The following is a 23,601-nucleotide window of genomic DNA, read 5'->3' on the forward strand; positions in this document are numbered from 1 at the left end:
CGCGCCCGGTCCGGCCCCTGCCGCGCGGCCGGTCCGGCGTCGGCGGCTGCGGCGCAGCCCGCCGTGCCCGGCCGACGCCTGCCCGTCGGCCGGTGGGCCCGCACCGAGCCCGGCCGGAGTGTGGGGTGGGCCACACCGGGGGTGGTGACGGCTGTGGTTACTGGCGAGTAGCATTCCCGGGGAAACGCCAGTGCCGGCCGACCCTCACCCGGCCCGTGCCGCCCCCGCGGCGCGCCGGCCGGGTCGTGGTCGATAAGGAGGCTCCAAGTGCCCCGAGAAGTTCGGGATGTCGTCTTCGTCGACGGTGTCCGCACCCCGTTCGGCAAGGCGGGTGGCATGTACGCCAACACCCGCGCCGACGATCTGGTGATCCGCTGCATCCGTGAGCTGCTGCGCCGCAACCCGCAACTGCCCCCGGAGCGGGTCGAGGAGGTCGCCGTCGCCGCCACCACCCAGATCGGCGACCAGGGCCTCACCATCGGCCGCACCGCCGCCCTGCTGTCCGGCCTGCCCAAGACCGTCCCGGGCTTCTCCGTCGACCGGATGTGCGCCGGGGCGATGACCGCCGTCACCGCCGTCGCCGGTGGCATCGCGATGGGCGCGTACGACATCGCCATCGCCGGCGGCGTGGAGCACATGGGCCGGCACCCGATGGGCGAGGGCGTCGACCCCAACCCGCGGATCATCGCGGAGAAGCTGGTCGACCCGTCCGCCCTGGTGATGGGGGCCACCGCCGAGAACCTGCACGACCGGGTGCCGCACGTCACCAAGGAGCGCACCGACGCGTTCGCGCTCGCCTCGCAGCTCAAGACCGCCAAGGCGTACGCCGACGGCAAGCTCCAGGCCGACCTGGTGCCGGTCGCGATCCGCGACGCCGACGGCGGCTGGGGCCTGGCCACCACCGACGAGGCCCCCCGGGAGACCTCGCTCGAAAAGCTGGCCACCCTGAAGACCCCGTTCCGCCCGCACGGCAAGGTCACCGCCGGCAACGCGGCCGGCCTCAACGACGGCGCCACCGCCAGCCTGCTCGCCGACGAGGCCACCGCCCGTCAGCTGGGCCTGCCGGTCGCCATGCGGCTGGTGTCGTATGGCTACGTCGGCGTCGAACCCGAGGTGATGGGTGTCGGCCCGATCCCGTCGACCGAGAAGGCGCTGCGCATCGCCGGCCTGAGCATCGACGACATCGGCCTGTTCGAACTGAACGAGGCGTTCGCCGTGCAGGTGCTCGCCTTCCTCGACCACTTCGGCATCGCCGACGACGACCCCCGGGTCAACCCGTGGGGCGGCGCGATCGCCATCGGTCACCCGCTCGCCTCCTCCGGCGTACGGCTGATGACGCAGCTCGCCCGGCAGTTCGCCGAGCACCCCGAGGTGCGCTACGGCCTCACCGCCATGTGCATCGGCATCGGCATGGGCGGCACGGTCATCTGGGAGAACCCGAACTGGGAGGGTGCAGACAAATGAGCCTCAGCGCACCGAACGAGGTCGTCACCCGGGCGCTGCTGCGGCAGGTGGACGTACCCGGGCTGGACCGGCCCGCCGCCCTGATCACCCTGGACAACGGCTTCGACCACACCAAGCCGAACACCTTCGGCCCGGGTGGCCTGGCCAGCCTGGACGAGGCGATCACCGCCGCGCTCGCCGCCGAGCCGGCGTTCGTCGCGGTCACCGGCAAGCCGTACGTCTTCTGCGTGGGCGCGGACATCACCAGCCTGCCCGCGCTGGCGGACCGGGAGCAGGCGCTGGAGATCGGCCGGCTCGGCCACCGGGTCTTCGCCCGGCTCAGGGACAGCGCCGTGCCCACCTTCGCCTTCGTCAACGGCGCGGCGATGGGCGGCGGCCTGGAACTGGCCCTGCACTGCCACTACCGGACGCTGTCCGGTGGCGCGGTGGCGCTGGCCCTGCCCGAGGTGTCGCTCGGCCTCGTCCCCGGCTGGGGCGGCACCCAACTGCTGCCGAACCTGATCGGCATCCCCGCCGCCACCCAGGTGATCCTGCAGAACCCGCTGATGCAGAACAAGATGCTCAAGCCGAAGCAGGCCGCCGAGATGGGCATCGCGGACGTGCTGCTGGAGCCGGCCGACTTCCTGGAACGGTCGCTGGAGTGGGCCGCCGGGGTGGTCCGGGGCGAGGTCACCGTCACCCGGCCCGAGGTCGACCGGGACATGTGGGCGGGCGTGCTCTACTTCGCCCGGCAGACCCTGGACCAGCGGCTGCACGGCGCGGTCCCGGCCGCGTACAAGGCGCTGGACCTGCTGGAGACGGCGAAGGACGCCGACTTCGCCACCGGCACCGCCGCCGAGGACGAGGCGCTGGCCGACCTGATCTTCTCCGAGGAACTGCGCAGCGGCCTGTACGCCTTCGACCTGGTGCAGCGGCGGGCCAAGCGGCCGGCCGGCGCGCCGGACAAGGGCCTGGCCCGGCCGGTCACCAAGGTCGGCATCGTCGGTGCCGGCCTGATGGCCAGCCAGCTCGCGCTGCTGTTCGCCCGCCGCCTCCAGGTGCCGGTCGTGCTGACCGACCTGGACCAGTCCCGGGTCGACAAGGGCGTCGGCTACGTGCACACCCAGATCGAGAAGGCCGTCAGCAAGGGCCGGATGGACAAGGGCACCGCCGCCAAGCTGTACGGCCTGGTCTCCGGCTCGGTCGACAAGTCCGTCTTCGCCGACGCCGACTTCGTCATCGAGGCCGTCTTCGAGGACCTGGACGTCAAGAAGCAGGTCTGGGCCGAACTGGAGAAGATCGTCGCGCCGGAGGCGGTGCTCGCCACCAACACCTCCTCGCTGTCGATCACCGCGATGGCCGCCGAGCTGGAGCACCCGCAGCGGCTGGTCGGCTTCCACTTCTTCAACCCGGTGGCGGTGCTGCCGCTGCTGGAGATCGTCCGGGGCGAGCGGACCGACGACGCCACCCTGGCCACCGCGTTCGCTGTGGGCAAGCAGTTGAAGAAGTCCTCGGTGCTGGTCTCCGACGCCCCGGCGTTCGTGGTCAACCGGCTGCTCACCCGCTTCCTGGGCACCGTGTTCGCCGCCGTCGACGCGGGCACCCCGCTGGACGTGGCGGACAGCGCGCTGGACCCGCTGGGGCTGCCGATGCGTCCGCTCGCCCTGCTCCAGCTGGTCGGGCCGGCCGTGGCGTACCACGTGGGCGGCACCCTGCACGCGGCGTACCCGGACCGGTTCGGCGTCAGCGAGAACCTCCGTCGGATCGCCGACTCGGGTCAGCCGATCGTCGTCGAGGACCGGATCAACGACGAGGTGGCCAAGCTGCTCGTCGTCGGCGACCAGCCGCTCACCGCCGAACAGGTCCGGCAGAACGCCCTCGACGCACTGGCGCAGGAGATCCGGCTGATGCTCGACGAGGGTGTCGTCGCCGAGGCGCAGGACATCGACCTGTGCATGATCCTCGGTGCCGGTTGGCCGTTCCACCTGGGCGGGATCACGCCGTACCTCGACCGGACCGGCACCTCCGAGCGGGTCACCGGGCGGCGTTTCCTGCCGCGTGGGGTCGCCAGCCTGCGCGCCTGAACCATCCCCGCTCCCCCGCGATCGCGGTGGCCGCCGATGTCCTCCCCCCCGGGATATCGTGGCCACCGCGATCGTCGTTTGCGTACCCTCGTCAGACTCGGGGGGCTGCGCGGCCGGGCACCGTCTGGCTACCATCACGCGTTCTCACCCTCGCCTGGAGCTGATCTGATGACCTCACCGCCGGTCGATCCCTGGTCCGGGCAGCCGGAGCACGGCTCGCCCACCGGTCACTACTCCGACGGCCCTCCGGTGCCGCCCGAGGGCCCGCACACCCCGCCGCAGGGTGGCGGCTGGCCCACCACGCCGTACCCGGCGGCATCGCAGCCCGGCGGGTGGCCGGCCGATCCGCAGTCGGGCCCGCCGGCCGACCCGTACCCCGGCCCGCAGTACGGCGGCTGGCCGCAGTCCGACCCGGCGCAGGGCGGCTACCCGGCCGCCCCGCAGTCCGGGCCGCCCGGCACCCCACCGTCCGGTTACCCGGGCGCACCGCACTCCGGGCCGCCCGGCAGCCCACCGTCCGGCTATCCGGGCGCACCGCAGCCCGGCTACCCGGCGGCCCCGCAGCCCGGCTACCCGGGCGCGGCCCAGCCCGGCTATCCCGGCTCCCCGCAGCCCGGTTACCCCGGCCCGCAGCCGGGCTACCCGGGTGCCGCCGGGTCGGGCGGTTACCCCGATCCCGCCGCGCAGCAGTACGCCGGCTTCGGCGGCGCGCCGTTCAGCTCCCCGCCGCACGCCCCCGCGCCCCAGCGGTCGAAGCTGCCGCTGCTGCTGTCGCTGGGGCTCGTCGGGCTCCTGGTGCTCTGCCTCGGCGGCGGCGGCCTCACCTGGGTCGCCCTGAGCGACGACGACGACCCGAAGACGCCGACCCCGTCGCCGACGCCCACCGTCGCGGCCTCGCCCACCCCGAGCCCCACGCCTGTCGAGTCCGACAGCCCGACCCCCGACCCGACCCCCTCCGAGGACGTCGACGACCCTGGCCCGATCCGGCTGGTGACCCCGTCGACCCTCGGCGGCCGGTCCAAGAGCACCGACCCGGAGCTGCGCCGCATCGCCGACCAGATGGTCCGCGACATGAAGTCCGAGGTCCGCAACGAGACGGGCGCGGTGAGCGCGTTCTACGGCAGCGCGGCCAGCAAGAACATGGTGATGATGGCCGGCGCGTCGGGTCCGGTCATCCTCCCCGAGCAGGAGCTGGACGACGCGGTCAAGGGGCTGGGCAGCTCGCTCGCGGTCACCAAGATGTCCACCATCGACCCGGGCCCGCTGGGCGGGGTCGCGAAGTGCGGCGACGGCAAGGCATCCGGCATCGCGCTCGGCGTCTGCGTCTGGGCCGACCACGGCAGCGTCGGCATGATCGTCATGTACTTCTCCTCGGCGGCCAAGGCGAAGTCCGAGTTCGTCGCCATCCGGGGTCAGATCGAGAAGCGGGACTGATCCGCCCGGGGGCGGTCACCGGGTCCACCGGACCCCGTGGCCGCCCCTGCCGCTGTCCGCGCCCACCGGCGCGCGGCGGCGGCACCCGGTGCGGGCCGTGCTCCGGGGACCGCGCGGGCCGGTGGCCCCGGGGTCGACCCGGGCGGACCGGTCGGCGGCGAGGGATGTCGGTCGGGCTGGCTAAGATCACCCGGCCTCAACAAACGATCTCTGGAGCCGATCTGATGTCCCAGCCCCCGACCACCCCTCCCGCCCACCAGCCGGACGGCGACGCGCCGCAGGGCAGCTACCCGCCGCCGGCCCCGCAGGGCGGCTTCCCGCAGCAGCCGGACGGCGTCGGGGCGACCCCGTACGCCGCCCCGCCCGCGCCGGCGAAGAAGCGGTCCGTCGGCAAGATCGTGCTGATCGTGCTGGCCGTGCTGCTGGTGCTCTGCCTCGGCGGCGCGGCGATCGCCGCGTTCGCCCTCAAGGACGACGTCAAGGAGGCGGTGGACGCCGCCAACACGACCGTCTCCGCCCCCGCCACCCTGGCCGGCCGCCCGCAGGTCACCGAGCCGGGCCTGAAGGCGGTCGCCGACAGCCTGGTCACCGAGATGAAGAAGTCGGTGCAGAACGAGACGAGCACCGCAGGTGCCTTCTACGGCGACCCGGCCAAGCGGGACCTGCTGATGATCGCCGCCGCGTCCGGTGTGATGGTCGACCCCAAGAAGGAACTCGACGACGCCGTCACCGGCATCTCCAGCCAGCTCAACGTCACCAACATGGCGGCCGTCGACGCCGGCCCGCTCGGTGGCGACGCCAAGTGCGGCGACGGCAAGAGCGAGGGCGTCCCGCTGGGCGTCTGCATCTGGGCCGACCGGGGCAGCGTGGGCCTCATCGTCCAGTACTACAAGTCGGCCGCCGAGCTGAAGTCCGAGTTCGTCACCATGCGCGGGCAGATCGAGAAGAAGGGCTGACCCCACCCGGTCGCCCCGACGGGCCCCGTCCACCCCACGGTGGACGGGGCCCGTCGGCGTCCAGGCCGGCCCGCCGGCAGCTACGCCGGTCAGCCGGCCCGACGGTCAGCCGGTCGTGGCTGCCCGCTCGGCGGCGCTGCGCAGCACGCAGAACTCGTTGCCCTCCGGGTCGGCCAGCACCACCCAACCCGTGCCGTCGGGCCGACGCTGGTCGTCGACCTGGACGGCACCGACGGCCAGCAGCCGGGCGACCTCCTCGTCCCGGGTCCGGTCGACCGGCTCCAGGTCGAGGTGCAGGCGGTTCTTCACCGACTTGCCCTCCGGCACGGCCAGGAAGAGCACCTCCGGCCCGCCCGGCGGCAGCAGCATCGCCTCCGAGTCACCGGGGTGGTCGTCGGGCTGGCGGGGGCACTCGAAGACCTGCGCCCAGAAGCCGGCCAGGGCGTAGGTGTCGTGACAGTCGATACCGATGTTGTGGATCCGTGCGCTCACGGGTCTGCCTTTCGCAGCAGTGGAACGCGCCCCGTGACGTGCGGTGTCAGCGGTGGGCAGGGCGGGGCGCGGGACAGGTCATGATGGACATCTACCGCACCCCCTCTCCTCGGTCCGGGCCGACGGGGCGATCATCGCAGGCGTCCGGCCGGCCGGCAAGCCGGTTCAGCCCGGGGCCTGGTCGGCCGAGGGCAGCGTGACGGTCACCTCCAGGCCCCCGCCCTTCTGTGCGGTGACCTGGACCGTCCCGCCGTGCGCGTCGCAAACCGCCCGGACGATCGACAGGCCCAGCCCGGAACCCCGCGCCCCGGTACGTTCCCGCCCGCCCCGGCGGAACGGCTCGAACAGCCCCGGCACGTCGGCCTGGTCCACCTCGAACCCGGTGTTGCGCACCACCAGCCAGGACGACCGCCCGTCGGTGCCGGTACGCACCCAGAGCCGGCCGTGCAGGTGGTTGTAGCGCACCGCGTTCTCGATCAGGTTCCCGGCGAGCCGGTCCAGCAGGCCCGGGTCACCGGTCACCGGGGCCGGTCGCAGCGAGGACTGCACCCGCAACCCGATCCGCTCCACCTCGCGGGACATCGCGGACAACGCGTTGGCGGTGCCGGTCGCCAGGTCACACTCCGTACGCCGGGCCAGCCGTCGACCCGTCTGGGCCTCACTGCGGGCCAACACCAGCAGCGCGTCCACCAGGCCGTTGGCGCGTTCCGAGGCGTCCCGGACCACGGTGGCCATCCGGCGGTACTCGGCGGCGTCCGCCTCGTCGTCGCTGAGCGTCACGTCGATCTCGGTACGCATCACCGCCAGCGGGGTCCGTAGCTCGTGCGAGGCGTTGGCGACGAAGCGTTTCTGCGCCTCGAAGGCGCCGGTGATCCGGTCCAGCATCGCGTCGAAGGTCCGGGCCAGCTCGGCCACCTCGTCGTCCGGCCCGGACCAGCCGATCCGCTGGTCGAGCGTGGTCTCGCCGAGCCGGCGCGCGGTCGCGGTGACCTGGTGCAGCGGGCGCAGCGTCCGCCCGGCCACCCAGTACGCCCCGGCCACCCCGACCACGCTGATCGCCAGCAGCGCCAGCAGGCCCTTGACCAGCAGCTCGTCGGAGGCGGCGTCGACCAGCTGCCGCTGCCACACCGCCGCGTCCAGTGAACGCCCGTCGGCCAGCAGCACGGTGGTGCCCGGCCGCAGCTCGTCGGTGGGCCGCAGCGCGTCGCGCACCAGCAACCAGGCCAGCGTCACCAGGATCGCCCCGGCCCCGACCAGCAGCACCCCGTTGAGCAGGGTCAACCGTAACCGCAGGGTGGGCCGCAGCCGCCGGCTCACGACCGCACCCCGGGCCCCGGACAGCCGCCCCGCCGCACCGGCCCACTCCCCGCGCTCATGAACCGACCGTCCGGTAGCCCGCGCCGACCACCGTCTCGATCAACGGTGGATCGCCGAGCTTCTTGCGCAGGGTCCGCACGGTCACCCGGACGATGGTGGTGAACGGGTCGGTGTTGGCGTCCCAGACCCGTTCCAGCAGCTCCTCGCTGGAGACCACCGCGCCGCGCGCCTTGACCAGCTCGCTGAGCACCCCGAACTCCTTGTTCGTCAGGTCGACCGGGGCACCCGCCCGGGTGACCACCCGGCGGGCCGGGTCGAGCACCACGTCGCCCACCTGGAGCACCGGCGGGGCGGCCGGGGTGGCCCGCCGGCCCAACGCCTGCACCCGGGCCACCAACTCGTCGAAGGCGAACGGCTTGGGCAGGTAGTCGTCCGCGCCGAGGCCCAACCCCTCCACCCGGTCGGCGACGGTGTCGCTGGCGGTCAGCATCAGCACCCGGGTGAGGGTGCCGGAGGCGGCCAGCTCGGCGCAGATCTGGTCGCCGTGCATGCCGGGCAGGTCACGGTCGAGGACCACCACGTCGTACCGGGTGACGAAGGCGGCCTCGTGGCCGGCGTCCCCGTCGTACGCCACGTCGACCGCCATGCCCCGCTTGCGCAGCCCCCGCACGATCGCGTCGGCGAGGTTCCGTTCGTCCTCGACCACCAGCACCCGCATCCCGACCTCCTCGCCGACCTGTCCGACAACCTAGCGCCGCCGACCAAACGGCTGGTCACGGGTGGACCGCCCCGCACCGTCAGTCGGGCATCCGCCACACCCCGAGGGTGTTCCGTTGCCGCCAGCAGACCAGCACTCCCTGGCTCCACCAGCAGGCCTCCCACCGGCCGGGCAGCACGTCGCGGACCCGCAGCGTGCCGTCGGTCGGGTCCAGCTCGGCCAGCACCTGCCGATCGCCGGTGGCCGGCCGGACGGCCAGCAGCCGGACGGTGGGCGGCCACTGGTGGACCAACTCCCACCGGCCCGGCTCGGCCACGGGCCGCCCGGTCGCCGCGTCGAGCAGGGCCAGCCGCGGCGGCCCGTCGGCGTTGACCCCGACCATCCGGCCGGCGACCGTCTCGACCGGGGCCCACCGGTCGGAGGTCCAACGCACCCGGCCGGTCACCGGATCGAGCACGTCGGTCGCGGACGACTCCCGCAGACAGACGGCGTCGCCGCAGGAATAGACGGACCAGGCGGCCGACGCCGGCACCGGCGTGTCCCACCGTCGCCGACCGGACGCCAGGTCGTAGCCGGCCAGCCGACCCGGTTCCCCGTCGACCAGCAGCAGGTCACCGACCGGTTGGGCCACGTGGTGATGGTCGCTGCGGGCAGGCGGCACCGGGAACGCGAGCCGGCGTACGCCGGTGTCGACGTCGTACGCCTCGGCCCGGCCGGCGCTGGTCACCACGACGAGTTCCGCGACGCCGCGCTCCCCCGTCCGGTAGCCGACGGTGGCCGCCCCGGCGGTGACCGTCCAGCGGGTCGCGCCGGTCGCCGGGTCGACCCCGCGCACCGCCACCCGGTCGATGTGCACGTCCTCCAGCAGCAACCCGCCGTCGGCGGTCGGCACCGCCACCCCGGGCTGCCGCCACCGGCTCCGCCCGTCGACGTGGTCGAGCACCATGGAGACCGGTTCGCCGCCGGGATCGGTGGTGACCACCACGTCGTCGCCGACCCCCTCCAGCACCACCAGTTGGTGCCGGGGCGACAGCGACGCCTCCCAGCGGACCCGCCCGTCGGCCAGGTCGATCGCGGTGAGCTGCCGGATGCCGGCCGGTGACAGCGCCGACGGGTAGGCGAGCACCAGCAGGCCCCCGACGATCAGGTGGCTGGGCTCCGGCACGTCCGGCACGGGCACCGGGGTCAACCGGGTCGGCCCGGGTGCCGCGCCGGCCAGGGTGAGCAGCAGGAGCAGGGCGGTCAGGGCGACGACCGCCGGGTGGCCGGCCGACCGCCGCGCCCGGGGCCGGCGTGCCGGCGGGGGCGTCGGCTCGTCGTGGTGACCGACCTCACCCAGGTCGATCACCGTCACCGGGGCACCCGCCAGACCCCGAACGCGCCGTCCACCAGCCGGCACAGCAGCAGCTGCGCGTCGGCCTGGCAGTCGCCGGAGACGGCCGGCAGCACGTCGCGCACCCGGGCCCGCGCGGCGGCCACGTCCAGTTCGGCGACCAGCATCCGGCCCTCGCCGGCCGGGCGTAACGCGAACACCGGACCGTGCGGGCTCTGCGACGCGGCGACGTTCCAGACGTCCAGTTCGGCGGCGATCCGCCCGGAGGCGACGTCGAGCACCGCCAGCGGATGCCAGACGCCCCGGCCCAGGCTGCTCGCCAGCAGCCGGCCGCCACGTTCGACCCCGGACAGCTCCCACCGGTTGTCGCGCCACACCGTCCGGCCGGTCGCCGGGTCCAGCGCCCGCACCCCGCCGGCCTCGCCCTGCGCGCAGATCAACGACCCGCACGCGATGAAGAACGACGGCATCCGCCACGGCACGTCCCACCGGAGTGTCAGCCCGTCGACGTCGTACCCGGTCAGCCGGTCGCCGTTCGGCTCGGCGGCGAGCAGCAGGTCACCGGCGACCTGGTACGAGGTGCCGGACGGCGGGCCCGCCCGGTCGAGCGGAGCGGTGTGCAGCCGTACCCCGCGCCGGGCGTCCCAGACCTCGGCCGGGCCGTCCGGGCGCACCGTCACGATCCGGTCCACCCCGTCGGCCCGGTGGCGGTACAGGGTGACCCGCGACGGCATCGCCGCCGACCAGCGGTCCCTGCCCGTGCCGGGGTCGACCGAGTGGACCGTCGGCGGGCCGTCCGCGCCGTCCTCGAAGATCAGGTCGGGGCCGGCCGGCTGGCCCGACCCGGTCCGCTGCCACCGCACCCGGCCGGTGTCCCGGTCGTGGGCGAACGTCCGGTACGCCCCGTCCGGGCGGCCGGAGGAGCCGGTGAGCAGCAGCAGGCCGGCGTGCCGGCGCAACTGCGCGGACCCGCTGACCACCGGCACCGGCACCTGCCACCGGCGGACCGGCCGTGCCCCGGCGGAGGTGGGGACGGTCCAGGCGCTCAGCCAGCCGGGGGCGGCGGCGGTGCCGCTGGGTTCGAGCAGGAAGACCTCCCCGTCGGCGAGCAGCGCCACCGTGCCGAGCGGAGCCGGCACCACGGCCGCCACCCGCTCCGCCACCGGCGCGGCGGCGGTCGACGCCAGCAGGGTGAGCGCCAGCACCACCGCCAGCCGCAGCGGCCGGCCGACGGCCCGGGGCGCGGGACGGGACGGCGGCGGCGGCAGCGGGTCGTCGCGGAGTTCACCCAGATCGATGACCGTCACGCGCACCCTCTTTCCACCGCCACGCCCCGCCGACCGCCCGCCGGTGGACGCGGAGCGCCGCGCACCGGGTCACCGGAGCGGCCGGTCGTCGCCTGTACGATGGCCCGTCGTGGCCGTGCCGGTGGTAGATCCCTCGTTGAACCCGACGTCCGCGCCCGACGCGGTCGAGCCCGACGCGACCGACCCGCAGGGGCGGCCCCGCCGACGGCCGGGCCGGGCCGACGTGCTCGCCATCGGAGCCTATGCGCTGATCGGCGTTCTCGTGTGCCTGAACTACTGGGTGGACGTGCAGCACCGGGTGTCGTCCCACCTGCCGACCGACCACAGCTGGTTCGAGTGGCTGTTCACCCATGGCGCGTACTCGGTGCGGCACCTGGAGAACCCGCTGTTCAGCGCCCGGCAGAACGCCCCGGACGGGGTGAACATGATGGCGAACACCTCGCTGCTGGGCATGACCATCCCGCTGGCCCCGGTCACCCTGCTGTTCGGCCCGCAGGTGACGTACGCGCTCTATCTGGGCGGGGCGCTCGCCGCGACGGCGGCCACCTCGTACTGGATGCTCTCCCGGCACCTGGTGCGCTCGCGGGCCGGCGCGTTCGTCGGCGGCGCGTTCCTCGGTTTCGCCCCGGGCATCGTGCACCACGCCAACGGGCAGCCCAACTTCGTCTCCAACTTCCTGCTGCCGGTGATCGTGGCCCGGGTGCTGCTGCTGGGTCGGCCCGGCCGGTGGCGGCGCGACGGGCTGGTGCTGGGCCTGCTGGTGGCGTACCAGGTCTTCATCAACGAGGAGATGCTGCTGCTGACCGCGCTGGCCTGCCTGGTGGCGGTGGTGGCGTACGTGGTGCAGCGGCCCCGCGAGGCTCGCACACGGGCCGGCGGTTTCCTGGCCGCGCTCGGGGTCGGCGGCGGGCTGGCGCTGCTGCTCACCGCGTACCCGATCTGGTACCAGTTCAACGGGCCGCAGTCCTACCGGGGCCTGCAGGGCGGGGTGTTCCACAACTGGGGCGAGGACCTGATGGCCTTCGTCACCTTCGCCCGGGACACCGTGGCCGGGGACGAGGCGGTGGAGAAGACCATCGGCCTGACCGAGCAGAACACCTGGTTCGGCTGGCCGCTGGTGCTGGTCGCGCTGGCCGCCCTGGTGCTGCTCTGGCGGCGGTCGCTGGCCGCCCGGATCGCCGGGGTGCTGGTGGTGGTCTTCACCGTCGCGGCGATCGGCCCCAAGGTGCGGTTCAACGGGGTGGAGACCACCGTGGACGGCCCGTGGGCGTACATCCCGGACGACCTGCCGCTGGTCGAGATGATGATGCCGACCCGGCTGACCCTGGTGGTGACCGGTGCGGTCGGCGTCCTGCTCGCGCTGGCCTGGGACGCGGTGGGCGGCCACGGCCGGTCCCGGGTGCCGACGCCGCGCGCCGCCGCCGACGACACCGCCACGTCGACCGCGCCGGCCCGTCGCCGGTGGGTCCGGCCGGTCGGGTACGCGGCGATCGCGCTGGCGGTGCTGCCGCTGTTCCCCCGCCCGCTGCCCGCGCAGCACATCGACCTGCCGCCGCACTTCATCACCGCCGGCGGCTGGCGGCCGTACGTACCGGACGGCCGCACCCTGGTCCCGGTGCCCATCCCGAGCAACGTGCACGGCCTGTCCACGCTGCGCTGGAGCGCGCTGACCGGGCACGAGTTCCCGGTGCCGGGGGGCTACTTCATCGGCCCCAACGAGCTGGGCGAGGGCGTCTTCGGCGCGCCGAACCGGCCGACCAGCACCCTGATCTACGCCACCATCGACGCCGGCACGGTGCCCGCGCTGACCGGGGAGAACCGCCGGCAGGCGGTGGAGGACCTGCGGTTCTGGCGGGCGTCGGTGGTGGTGCTGGGGGCCCATCCGCGCGAGGCGGTGCTGCGGGACCTGATGACCGGCCTGCTCGGCCCGGCGCAGCGGGTCGACGACGTCTGGCTCTGGGACGTCCGCCCCCTGGTCGACTGACCCGCCCGGGGCCCGGTGCGCGGCACGACCCGGCCGGTCCGGCCGGGTCCGCGCCGAAACGGGTCAGGCGGTGCGGGCCGACAGCGGCCGGACGTCCCACACCCACACGTCGAGTTCCCGGCGGGCGGGGCCGACCAGCTGCTCGACGGTCCGGCGCAGCGGCTCCGCGTTGTGCTGGCGCAGCGGCAGCACCAGCACGGCGGCGTTCCAGTGCCGCAGCTCGTCCAGGCTGCGGCGGCGCTGCCGGTCGTCCAGTTTGGTGGTCCGGCCGGTGGTGGCGACCTCGTCGAGGAGCTGCCCGATGCCGCTGGGCCGCCCGCCGAACCGGCCCGGGTCGCCGGTGTTGCCGTTGCGCGGGGCGAGGAAGTAGCCGCCGGGGATCTTGAAGTCCAGGTTGGTGGCCGCCGCCCAGCGCATCCCGTGGGTGTTGCCCATGCTGGGCACGGGCACCGGCACCAGGGTCTGCCCGGGGCCGACGTACTCGCGCCAGCGGTCGGCGGTGATGAAGTCCGGCACCGGCGGGCGTGAGGTCACCTTCAGCGGCATCGGCACGATCGGCAGCAGGGCCAGCACCAGGGCGGCCACCGTGACGGTCTTGGCGTGCCGCCACTGCGCGCCGCGCAGCGTCCAGGCCCGCTGCACGGCCAGCGCCAGCAGCATGCCGATCACCACGGAGGTGATCAGGGCGAACCGGGTGGGCACCACCGCGTCCAGCAGCGGCAGCCGCACCAGCAGCTCCCACGGCCCGGTGACCAGGTCCCGCCCCCACCAGGAGATCCGCTCGCCGAGGGAGAGCAGCGCGAAAAACGCGCCGGTGACGGCGAGCGCCCGGACGAGGCGTTCGCGGCGCAGCCAGAGCACGATGCCGACGGCGATCAGCGACAGGCTCCAGCCGAAGAAGGCGTTCTCCTCGGAGTAGTTCGGGGCCAGGTTGACGTTGGCCCGTTCGTTGCCGCCGAAGGTGGGCGAGCCGGGGGCGAAGAAGGCGGCGATGTCGTTGCCGTAGTCCTGCACCGCGTCGCTGAGCCCGTGGTACGCCATCGGCCCGGCGAACTGGATGTAGAGCGGGTACGCCAGCAGCGCCCCGGCCAGCACCGCGCAGGCGGCCAGCCCCGTGGCCAGGGGCCGCCACGCCGCCGACCAGAGCGCCGGCCGCTGGGCCACCATGGCGATCAGGAAGATGCCGCAGGCCAGGGCGGTGAAGAGCAGGATCTCCTCGTTGATGAACGCCTGCCCGGTGACCAGCACGGCGAGCAGCAGCCCGTCGCGCACCGGCCGGGTGGACCGGGTCAGCACCATCACCCGCCACACGATGAACGGCAGCAGGAACTGGCTGATGATGTTGGGGTGCCAGTTGGCGTGCGAGAGCATCGCCGGGGAGAAGCCGCAGAACCAGCCGCCGACCGCCGCGGCGAGCCGCCGCCGCACGAGGTGCCGGGACAGCACGTGGTACCAGGCGGCGGCGGTGCCGGCGAGGCCGAGGGTGACCAGCACCACGAAGGACACCGCCGGCCCGAACAGCAGGGTGACCGGCACCATCGGGATGCCCAGCGCCAGCACCGCCGTGTTGGCCATCAGGTTGACGCCGTCGGGGAAGTTGAACTGGTCGGTGTAGAACGGGAACTCCCCGTGCAGCACCACCCGCACCGAGTGGGCGAGGAAGAACTGCACCTGGGCCGGGTCGCTGCTGTAGAGCGACGCCACCCGGCCGGCCGGGTCGACCCAGATCCGGCTGGTCACCCAGAGCGCGACGAGCAGAAAGATGCCGTACACCACCAGGTCCTTACGGCGGGCGGTCCAGCGCCAGCGCCGCCACCACGCGGCCGGCGTCGCGCCGTCACCGTCCGTGTCCGCAGCTGCCCGCTCCGGTACGACCACCGCCGCCGGAGCGCCCGGCTTCCCTGCCGTCCCGACGGGCGGGTCCGTCACCGGTGGCGCGTCGACCGGCGACGCCTCGACCGTCCGGTCCACGGGTGCCGGTGCGTCGGCGATGCGCAGGTCGGCAGGGGTGGGACGGGTCACGGGTGGGGGCGCGGTCGCGGTGGCCGTCGTGCCGCGGGCAGAGCCCTCGGAGTCGTCGGGGGCCGGTGCGGAGGCGCCACGGGGCTCGGCAGACGTCACAGTCGGCGGAGTCTACCGGAGCCGGGAAAAAGCCCGAAATTCACTCTGGTGTCCCTTGTGGTCATCGGGACACGGCTGCGGGGCGTCACCGGGCGTTGCGTACCATGTGGGCTTCCGACAACGACGGCGACGCGATCGGGGGCGTAGGGATGGCTTCGGTTCGCCGTCGCGGCACGACGGTCGCCGTGCTGCTCGGTCTGTTGCTGACCGTTCCGGCCTGCGGCCCGGTCGCCGACCGTCAGGCCCGTGAGCTGCGGGTCGGCTACGACAGCCTGGACGGCACCAGGGCGGTGTGGCCGCCGCGCGGTTCGCTCGCCGGGGACGCCACGGCGACGGCGGCGGTGACCGAGGCGGTCCGCGCCTGGCGTTCGCCGATCGACGACCGGGTCCACCTGCCGTCGTCGGGCATCCTCTGGTCGGGTGCGGTCGACGGGGCCCCGCTGGCCCTGGTCGCCGCCGACGTGCCCGGGGAGAGCGCCTCCTGGCTGCTCCAGCTCACCGGGCGCGACGGCCGGTACGAGGTGACCCGCGCCAGCGAGTACACCGACCCGGGCTACCTGGTCTACGCCGACGTCCTCCCGCTGCACCTGCCGGACGGCCGGCGCTACCTGGCCTCCGGCCGGGTGGAGCGGCTGCTCGGCCCGGACGGCCGGGCGCTGATGCTGACCGACGGGCTGACCGGCGCGGTGAAGGTGCCCGACTGCCGGGCGGTGCCGGTGACGGCCACCCTGCGGGCCACCGAGTCGCTGCCCCGGGGGCGGGCCGCCGACCGCCTGCTCGACCTGGGCGTCGCCACCGTCGACCCGAGGTATCCCCTGGTCCGCGACGACACCGGTTCCGGCCGGCGGGCCCTCGACGGGTTGGACACCTGCGTGCTGGCCGACGAGCAGGGGCCGTTCGGGAGCATCCCGCGCCGCATCGGCGACCGGGACGCGCCCCGGTCGGTGCCCGAGTCGTGGCCGATGGAGAAGGTGGCCGTGCGGGCCATCGGCGAGATGACGCTGGGCGGCGGGAACGACCCGGGCGACCTGGAGCAGCTCACCTGGGAGACCGACGCGGGGACGATGACCGCGGTGGTCTACCGCCCGGCCGGCGACGGCACCCCGGTGGTCTCCCCCGCCGACCGGTCCAACCCGTTGCAGACGTACGTGCTGCCGGTGCCGGGGCAGCCGCTGGTGGTGCTGACCTGGCGGGGCAACCGGGACGCCTCCCTGTCGGTGCCGCCCGGCACCCCCCGCCTGGTGGAACGTCCGGGCCTGGTGGTCGTCCCGATGCCCGCCTCCCGGCAGACCTTCAGCCTGGCCACCGCCGAGAAGACCTACTACCGCTCCGCCGGCGGCCGCTGACCCCGCTCCCCCCGCCACCGCCCTCCCTGACCCCGGATCGCCCGGTGATCAAGAGGTTTGCGTCACCGGTGCCGGCCACCGTGACGTAAACCTCTTGATCACCGGGGTCGGCGGCAGGAGGCGGCGCGGGGCGGGGCGGGGCTGGGGAGAGACGGCGCGGGGCGGTCCCGGCAGTGCCGGGACCGCCCCGCAGGGTCGGGGTGGATCAGTTGGGGGTGGTGTCGGGGGCCGGAAGGCGGACCGTCTCCACCGAGGGGGCGTCGCCGTCCAGGCCGGAGATCCAGCCGGTGACGTCACGGGCCACGTCCTGCGCGGTCAGCCGCAGGTCGGCCAGGATCTGCGCCCGGGTGCCGTGCGGGTGCCAGTCGGCCGGTACGCCCAGGTCGCGCAGCGGCACCCGGACATCGGCGTCGCGCATCGCCTGGCCCAGCGCGTCACCGACACCGCCGATGCGGACGCCGTCCTCGACGGTGACCACGAGACGGTGCCCGGCGGCCAGCTCGACCAGCTCGGCCGGCACCGGACGCACCCAGCGCGGGTCGACCACGGTGACGCCGTAGCCCTGCTCGGCCAGCCGGGACGCCACCTCCATCCCGAGCAGCCCGAACGAGCCCACCGCCACCAGCAGCACGTCGGTACGGGCCGACTCAGCCAGCACGTCGACCGGGCCGACCCGGCGGATGGCCGGCAGGTCGGCGGCGACGGTGCCGGTGGGGAACCGGACGATGGTGGGACCGTCGTCGACGGCGATCGCCTCGCGCAGTTCCTCGCGGAGGCTGGCGGAGTCGCGGGGCGCGGCGATCCGCAGCCCCGGCACCACCCCGAAGACCGACATGTCCCAGATGCCGTAGTGGCTCGGCCCGTCCGGCCCGGTGATGCCGGCCCGGTCCAGCACGAAGGTCACCGGCAGCCGGTGCATCGCCACGTCCAATAGGACCTGGTCGAAGGCGCGGTTGAGGAAGGTCGCGTAGACCGCCACCACCGGGTGCAGGCCGCCCATCGCCAGGCCGGCCGCGGAGGTGGCCGCGTGCTGCTCGGCGATGCCCACGTCGTACACCCGGTCGGGGTGCTTGCGGGCCAGGGTGGCGATGCCGGTCGGCTCGGCCATCGCGGCGGTGATGCCCACCACGTCGGGCCGCTCGTCGGCGATGGCGACCAGCTCGTCGGCGAAGACCTGGGTCCACTTCACCGACGGGGCGGCGAGCAGCTTGCCGGTCTCGACGTCGAACGCGCCCGGACCGTGCAGGCAGTCCGCCTCGTCCTCCTCGGCCGGGCGGTAGCCGTAGCCCTTGCGGGTCACCGCGTGCACGATCACCGGGCCGCCGAAGTTCTTGGCCGCGCGCAACGCCGACTCGACGGCGGCGACGTCGTGCCCGTCGACCGGGCCGACGTACTTGATGCCCAGGTCCTCGAACATGGCCTGCGGGGCGACCGCGTCCTTGATGCCCTTCTTGACCGCGTGCAGCACCTCGTACATCGGCTTGCCGACGAACGGGGTGTTGCCGAGGGCGTCCTTGACCGTGTCGAGGACCTTCTCGTAGCCGGGGTTGAGCCGCAGCGACGACAGGTGGTCGGCCAGGCCGCCGATGGTGGGCGAGTAGGAGCGGCCGTTGTCGTTGACCACGATCACCAGCCGGTTGCCGGCGGTGGCGATGTTGTTCAGCGCCTCCCAGCACATGCCGCCGGTGAGCGCCCCGTCGCCGACCACGGCGACCACGCTGCGCTGCTCGCCGCGCAGGGCGTACGCCTTGGCCAGGCCGTCGGCGTAGGACAGGGCGGTGGAGGCGTGCGAGTTCTCGATCAGGTCGTGCTCGCTCTCGGCCTGGCTGGGGTAGCCGGAGAGGCCACCGCGCTGGCGGAGCTTGTCGAAGCCGTCCTGCCGGCCGGTGAGGATCTTGTGTACGTACGACTGGTGGCCGGTGTCGAACAGGAGCCGGTCGCGCGGCGAGTCGAAGACCCGGTGCATGGCCAGGGTCAGCTCCACCACGCCCAGGTTGGGGCCGACGTGCCCACCGGTGCGGGACACCTTGGCGATCAGGAAGTCACGGATCTCGGCGGCGAGGATGTCCAGCTGTTCGCCGGTCATCCGCTTCACGTCCTGCGGACCACGGACGGTGCCCAGTAGCCGACCGTGGTTGGCCGTGTCCTCGTCAACACTCATGACGAGAGAGTCTATCGGCCGCCGCACACTCCGCAGCCCGGCCGTGGATCACCGCAGGTGGGGGCCCGGATCGGCGGTACGACGGCCGCCGGTCGTGGGTGATGGCCCGGCGGCCCGGATCAGCGGAGCACGACCAGCCGGCGGGGCGGGGGCGGCGCGGCCACCCCGTGCGGCGGCCCGGACGGCGTCCAGGAACCCAGCACGGCGGCCCGCCGGGCGCCGGTCACCGAGGGCAGCGCGCCCGGCAGCCCGTGCCAGGACAACCACCCGAGCAGGGCGAACGCGTACGCCTCCCGGGCCTGGGCGGGCACCCCCAGCTCGTCGGTGGTGCGCAGCGTCCACCGGCCGCCGCCGAGGGCGGACAGCCGACCCCACAGGGCCGGGTTACGGACCCCGCCACCGGCCGCCACCAGCTCGGTCACCCGGTGCCGGGCACAGGCGTCGGCCACCGTCCGGGCGGTCAGCTCGGTCAACGTGGCGAACACGTCGTCGCGGGCGACCGGTTCCCCGAGCGCCGCCAGCCGGTCGTCGAGGTAGCCGGCGTGGAACAGCTCCTTGCCGGTGGACTTGGGCGGCGCCGCCGCGTAGTAGGGCTCGGCGAGCAGCAGCGCCAGCAGCCCGGGGTGCACCCGGCCGGCCGCCGCCCGCGCCCCGTCGACGTCGCACGGCCGGTCGAGGAACCGGCGGGCCGCCGCGTCGAGCAGGGCGTTGGCCGGGCCCACGTCGTACCCGAGCACGGGGGTGTCCGGCGCGACCACGGTGAGGTTGGCGATGCCGCCGAGGTTGAGCGCCGCCCGCACCCCGCCGTCGGGCCGCCCGCCCGGGTCACCGGCGGCGACCGGGGCGAGCAGCAGGGCGTCGAAGGCGGGCACCAGCGGCGCGCCCTGCCCACCGGCGGCGACGTCCGCCGACCGCAGGTCCGCCAGCACGGGTACGCCCACCCGGGCGGCGACCCGGGCCGGCGCACCGAGCTGGAGGGTGCCGTGCACGGTGCCGCCGTCGACCCAGTGGAAGACGGTCTGCCCGGGTGAGACGACCAGGTCGGCCGACCCGCCGGCCAGCTCGACGCCGAGCGCGGCGGCGTCGGCGAACACCGCGCCGAGGGCGTTGTCGAGCCGGCAGACCGCCTCGACCGTGGTCGGCCGTGGCGGCAGCACCGCCCCGATCCGCTCCCGCAGCTCCGCGTCGTAGCCGCACTCCCGGTGCCCGAGCGGACGCATCCGCAGGGTGTCCCCGGCGGTGCTGAACTCGGCGGCGACCACGTCCACCCCGTCGTACGAGGTGCCCGACATCAGCCCGACGATCTTCATCGGGCCAGGCTAGTCAGCGGGGCGGGGGCAGGAACAGGCCGACGAGTTCGACGTGCTGGGTCATCGGGAACAGGTCGAGGCCGCGCAGGGCGGCGAGCCGCCAGCCGGCCCGGCCGAAGGTGCGGACGTCCCGGGCGAAGGCGGCCGGGTCGCAGGCCACGTACGCGACCGCCCGGGGGGTGGCGGCGATCACGTCCCGCACCACCGCCGCGCCCGCACCGGTGCGGGGCGGGTCGAGCACCACCAGGTCGACCGGGCCGGTGATCCGGCGGCGGGCCAGGGCGGTCTCCACCCGGGCGGCGACCACCTCGACCCGGGACAGGTCGGCGAGGTTACGCCGGGCGGCGGCGACCCCCTCGGCGGCGGACTCGACGACGGTGACCCGGGCGTCCGGGCCGACCCGGGCGGCGAGCGCGGCGGCGAACAGGCCGGCCCCGCCGTACAGGTCCCAGACGGACTCGCCGGGCCGCGGGTCGAGCAGGTCGAGGACCGCGTCGACCAAAGTGTCGGCGGCGGCCGGGTGCACCTGCCAGAACCCGCCGGCCGGCAGCGTCCAGTCCCGCCCGGCGGCGACCTCGCGTACCGTCACCGGGCCGTTCCCGGCCGTCGGCCCGTCGCGGTCGACGACCGGCGACCCGGGAAGGTCGGTCGTCGCCGGCCCGCCGGGGAGGTCGACCGGGGTGGGCGTCCCGTCGGCGAGGGCGGTGACCACGACGTCGCCACCGGTGGAGGCGACCGTCGCCACCGCGTCGGCCGCCGGCCAGCTCTGCCCGAGCACCGGCAGCGCCTGGATCGCCGGGTGGGCGATCAGGCAGCGGTCGATCGGCACCACCTCGTGCGAGCGGTGCTTGAGCAGCCCGGCCCGGCCGGTGGCGTCGACCGCGTAGCGGACCCGGGACCGCCAGCCCAGCGGGCCGCCGGGCAGCGGCGCGACGCTGACCCGCAGCGCGTCGATCTCGGCGTCGGTGAGCCCGCCGAGCCGGCTGAGCTGCTCGCGGACCACGGCCGTCTTCCAGTCGAGCTGGGCGGCCGGGGCAACGTGTTGCAGGTCGCAGCCGCCGCAACCGCCCGGCCGGGCGTACGGGCAGGGCGGGGCGACCCGGTCCGGCGACGCCTCGACGATCTCGACGGCGTCGGCGCGGGCGAAGCCCCGGTGCAGCTCGGTCACCTCGGCGACCACCCGTTCCCCGGGCAGCGCGTGCCGGACGAAGACCACCTGGCCGTCGACCCGGGCCACGCAGTGCCCGCCGGGGGCGACCGCGTCGACGGTCAGCTCGACCCGCTCGGCCTCCTCCAACCCGGGCCGCCGATCCGACCCGGACCGCTGGTCCTCCCCGACCAACCGGTCCGGCCGGGCGGGGCCGCTGGCGGCCGGGCCGGAACGGGCGGTGGTCGCGGAACGGGCGGGGCCGGGGTACGCGGTCACGGGCGGTCTCCGGTCGACGGGCCGGGCTCGCCGGGCGGGGCGGTCACCGGCGGTACGGGCGGCGGCAGGGTGCTGCGCGGCGCGACCCGGGGCCCCCGCGCGGGGGTACGGCTCAGCGTCTCGTCCAGCCGGTCGAGGTTCTTGGTCGCGGTGGAGGCCAACTGCCAGGGCACACTGGTCACCATCACGCCCGGCTCGAAGAGCAGCCGGCCCTTGAGCCGCAGCGCGCTCTGGTTGTGCAGCAGGTTCTCCCACCAGTGGCCCACGACGTACTCGGGGATGAAGACGGTGACCACGTCGCGGGGCGACTCCCGGCGGGTGTTGGCCACGAAGTTCAGGATCGGCCGGGTGATCTCCCGGTACGGCGAGTCCACCACGGTCAGCGGCACCGGCAGTTCCCGCCGCTCCCACTCCTGCTGGAGCTGCCGGGTGTCCTTCTCGTCCACGTTGACGGTGACGGCGGTCAGCGTGTCCGGCCGGGTGGCGCGGGCGTAGGCGATGGCCCGCAGGGTCGGCTGGTGCAGCTTGCTGACCAGCACGATGGCGTGGTTACGGGCGGGCAGCACGCCGCGTACCTCGGTCGGTTCCAGCTCGGCGGCGATCCGGTCGTAGTGCCGGCGGATGGCCAGCATCAGCACGTAGATCACCGCCATCGCGGCGATGGCGATCCACGCGCCGAGCAGGAACTTGGTGATCAGCACGATGACCAGGACGGTGCCGGTCATCGCCATGCCGAACGCGTTGATCGCCCGGGAGCGGAAGATCCGGCGGCGGGCCTCCGGGTCCCGTTCGTGGCGCAGGTGCCGGTTCCAGTGCCGGATCATGCCGGCCTGGGAGAGCGTGAACGAGACGAAAACGCCGACGATGTAGAGCTGGATCAGCCGGGTCACCTCGGCCTGGAAGCCGACGATCAGCACGATCGCGAAGACGGCGAGGAAGACGATGCCGTTGGAGAACGCCAGCCGGTCGCCCCGGGTGTGCAGTTGCCGGGGCAGGTAGCGGTCCTGGGCGAGGATCGAACCGAGCACCGGGAAGCCGTTGAACGCGGTGTTCGCGGCCAGGAAGAGGATCAGCGCGGTCATCCCGGCGACCACGTAGAGCAGCACCGACCCGCCGCCGAAGACGGTCTCGCCGAGCTGGGTGGTGACGGTCTTCTGCACGTACCCGTCGGGGCCGGAGAGGATCTGGGTGTTCGGGTCCTCGACGAACTGGAGGCCGGTCAGCCGGGCCAGCCAGATGATGCCGACCAGCATGGCCACCGAGATCGTGCCGAGCAGCAGCAGGGTGGTGGCCGCGTTGCGGCTCTTCGGAGCCTTGAACGCCGGCACCCCGTTGGAGATCGCCTCGACCCCGGTCAGCGCGGCGCAGCCGGAGGAGAAGGTGCGCAGCAGCAGGAACACCAGCGCGAAGCCGGTGACGCTGTGCTCGGCCTGGATCTCCAGCCCGGCGCTGGGGGCGCGCAGGTCGTCACCGAGGACGAAGTACCGGACCAGCCCGGTGATGATCATGCCGCCGATGACGATCACGAAGCCGTACGTGGGGATGGCGAACGCGGTGCCGGACTCGCGCAGCCCGCGCAGGTTCATCGCGGTCAGCAGCACCACCGCGCTCACCGCGATCAGCACCTTGTGGGTGGCCACGAAGGGCACCACCGACCCGAGGTTGGCCACCCCGGAGGAGACCGACACGGCGACGGTCAGCACGTAGTCGACAAGCAGCGCGCTGGCCACCCCCAGCCCCGCCCGGGGACCGAGGTTGACCGTGGCCACCTCGTAGTCGCCGCCGCCGGAGGGGTAGGCGTGCACGTTCTGCCGGTAGCTGGCCACCACCGTCAGCATGACCACGACCACCGCGAGGGCGATCCAGGGGGAGAACAGGAACGCCGACGCCCCGGCGATGGAGAGGGTCAGCAGGATCTCGTCCGGGGCGTACGCGACGCTGGACAGCGCGTCGGAGGCGAAGACCGGCAGAGCGATGCGCTTGGGGAGGAGGGTGTGCTGGAGCCGGTCGGACCGGAACGGTCGACCGACGAGGAGTCGCTTCAGCAGCGAGGTGGGACTGGCCACAAGCGCTAAGGGTACGACCACCGGATGGTGGTCGCCGGGGGGTGCCTGATCCCCTTCCCGGGCCCCGGCGCGGTACCGTTCGGTCCCCCGTGGTCGGGGTGGA

At 74.3% G+C, this 23,601-nt stretch carries 16 protein-coding genes; 6 read left to right on the forward strand and 10 right to left on the reverse strand.

The annotated features are described in order from the left end of the window. The first annotated feature begins 267 nt into the window (after positions 1-267). The 4 genes from H1A17_RS11825 to H1A17_RS11840 all read left to right on the forward strand — a co-directional run bounded on the left by H1A17_RS11825 (position 268) and on the right by H1A17_RS11840 (position 5,917). Complete coding sequence (locus H1A17_RS11825; RefSeq protein WP_194821878.1) at positions 268-1,464, forward strand: thiolase family protein; 1,197 nt, start codon at positions 268-270, stop codon at positions 1,462-1,464. After that, positions 1,461-3,527, forward strand: coding sequence for a 3-hydroxyacyl-CoA dehydrogenase NAD-binding domain-containing protein (locus tag H1A17_RS11830; RefSeq protein ID WP_145918527.1), 2,067 nt, complete (start codon positions 1,461-1,463; stop codon positions 3,525-3,527). Before H1A17_RS11825 ends, H1A17_RS11830 begins: the two co-directional genes overlap by 4 nt. Positions 3,528-3,695: 168 nt before the next feature. Beyond that, positions 3,696-4,961: a hypothetical protein gene (locus H1A17_RS11835; RefSeq protein WP_194821879.1), complete on the forward strand. Its 1,266-nt coding sequence runs from the start codon at positions 3,696-3,698 to the stop codon at positions 4,959-4,961. A gap of 224 nt (positions 4,962-5,185) precedes the next feature. Continuing rightward, positions 5,186-5,917 carry a hypothetical protein gene (locus H1A17_RS11840; RefSeq protein WP_194821880.1) on the forward strand — a complete coding sequence of 244 codons (732 nt, stop codon included), beginning with the start codon at positions 5,186-5,188 and terminating at the stop codon, positions 5,915-5,917. A 105-nt stretch (positions 5,918-6,022) separates the two neighbouring features. Here the strand turns inward: H1A17_RS11840 and H1A17_RS11845 are convergent, their stop codons facing one another. From H1A17_RS11845 to H1A17_RS11865, 5 genes are all read right to left on the reverse strand, one after another. Beyond that, on the reverse strand, positions 6,023-6,409 hold the full coding sequence (locus tag H1A17_RS11845) for a VOC family protein (protein ID WP_194821881.1): 387 nt from the start codon (positions 6,407-6,409) through the stop codon (positions 6,023-6,025). A 165-nt stretch (positions 6,410-6,574) separates the two neighbouring features. Further along, a complete protein-coding gene (locus tag H1A17_RS11850; RefSeq protein WP_194821882.1) occupies positions 6,575-7,726 on the reverse strand; it encodes a cell wall metabolism sensor histidine kinase WalK in 1,152 nt (383 codons plus the stop codon). Positions 7,727-7,781: 55 nt separating this feature from the next. After that, positions 7,782-8,444, reverse strand: coding sequence for a response regulator transcription factor (locus tag H1A17_RS11855; protein ID WP_145918525.1), 663 nt, complete (start codon positions 8,442-8,444; stop codon positions 7,782-7,784). 79 nt (positions 8,445-8,523) lie between these two features. Further along, positions 8,524-9,798 carry a PQQ-binding-like beta-propeller repeat protein gene (locus H1A17_RS11860; protein ID WP_194821883.1) on the reverse strand — a complete coding sequence of 425 codons (1,275 nt, stop codon included), beginning with the start codon at positions 9,796-9,798 and terminating at the stop codon, positions 8,524-8,526. Then, entirely contained in the window at positions 9,795-11,084 is a 1,290-nt protein-coding gene (locus tag H1A17_RS11865) for a PQQ-binding-like beta-propeller repeat protein (RefSeq protein ID WP_168222399.1), read from the reverse strand. The genes H1A17_RS11860 and H1A17_RS11865 overlap by 4 nt, the downstream gene beginning before the upstream one ends. Before the next feature lie 136 nt (positions 11,085-11,220). On the opposite strand from H1A17_RS11865, the gene H1A17_RS11870 reads away from it, so the two are divergent. Then, on the forward strand, positions 11,221-13,068 hold the full coding sequence (locus tag H1A17_RS11870) for a hypothetical protein (protein ID WP_370517069.1): 1,848 nt from the start codon (positions 11,221-11,223) through the stop codon (positions 13,066-13,068). A 63-nt stretch (positions 13,069-13,131) separates the two neighbouring features. Here H1A17_RS11870 and H1A17_RS11875 read toward each other — a convergent pair whose 3' ends face one another. Further along, positions 13,132-14,946, reverse strand: a complete 1,815-nt coding sequence (locus tag H1A17_RS11875; protein WP_370517068.1) for a hypothetical protein — start codon at positions 14,944-14,946, stop codon at positions 13,132-13,134. Between the two features lie 392 nt (positions 14,947-15,338). On the opposite strand from H1A17_RS11875, the gene H1A17_RS11880 reads away from it, so the two are divergent. After that, a complete protein-coding gene (locus H1A17_RS11880) occupies positions 15,339-16,535 on the forward strand; it encodes a hypothetical protein (protein WP_145918520.1) in 1,197 nt (398 codons plus the stop codon). A 205-nt stretch (positions 16,536-16,740) separates the two neighbouring features. Here the strand turns inward: H1A17_RS11880 and dxs are convergent, their stop codons facing one another. The 4 genes from dxs to H1A17_RS11900 all read right to left on the reverse strand — a co-directional run bounded on the left by dxs (position 16,741) and on the right by H1A17_RS11900 (position 23,498). Further along, entirely contained in the window at positions 16,741-18,696 is a 1,956-nt protein-coding gene (gene dxs / locus H1A17_RS11885; protein WP_145918519.1) for a 1-deoxy-D-xylulose-5-phosphate synthase, read from the reverse strand. 119 nt (positions 18,697-18,815) lie between these two features. Beyond that, on the reverse strand, positions 18,816-20,006 hold the full coding sequence (locus tag H1A17_RS11890; RefSeq protein ID WP_194821884.1) for an anhydro-N-acetylmuramic acid kinase: 1,191 nt from the start codon (positions 20,004-20,006) through the stop codon (positions 18,816-18,818). A 13-nt stretch (positions 20,007-20,019) separates the two neighbouring features. After that, the gene (locus H1A17_RS11895; protein ID WP_375372810.1) at positions 20,020-21,348 is read right to left on the reverse strand and encodes a class I SAM-dependent RNA methyltransferase; all 1,329 of its coding nucleotides are present in this window, start codon (positions 21,346-21,348) and stop codon (positions 20,020-20,022) included. An 80-nt stretch (positions 21,349-21,428) separates the two neighbouring features. Next, positions 21,429-23,498, reverse strand: a complete 2,070-nt coding sequence (locus tag H1A17_RS11900; protein WP_145918517.1) for an APC family permease — start codon at positions 23,496-23,498, stop codon at positions 21,429-21,431. Between the last annotated feature and the right edge of the window lie 103 nt (positions 23,499-23,601).

It is taken from the genome of Micromonospora sp. S-DT3-3-22 (assembly GCF_015354745.1).
Taxonomy (GTDB): domain Bacteria; phylum Actinomycetota; class Actinomycetes; order Mycobacteriales; family Micromonosporaceae; genus Micromonospora; species Micromonospora wenchangensis.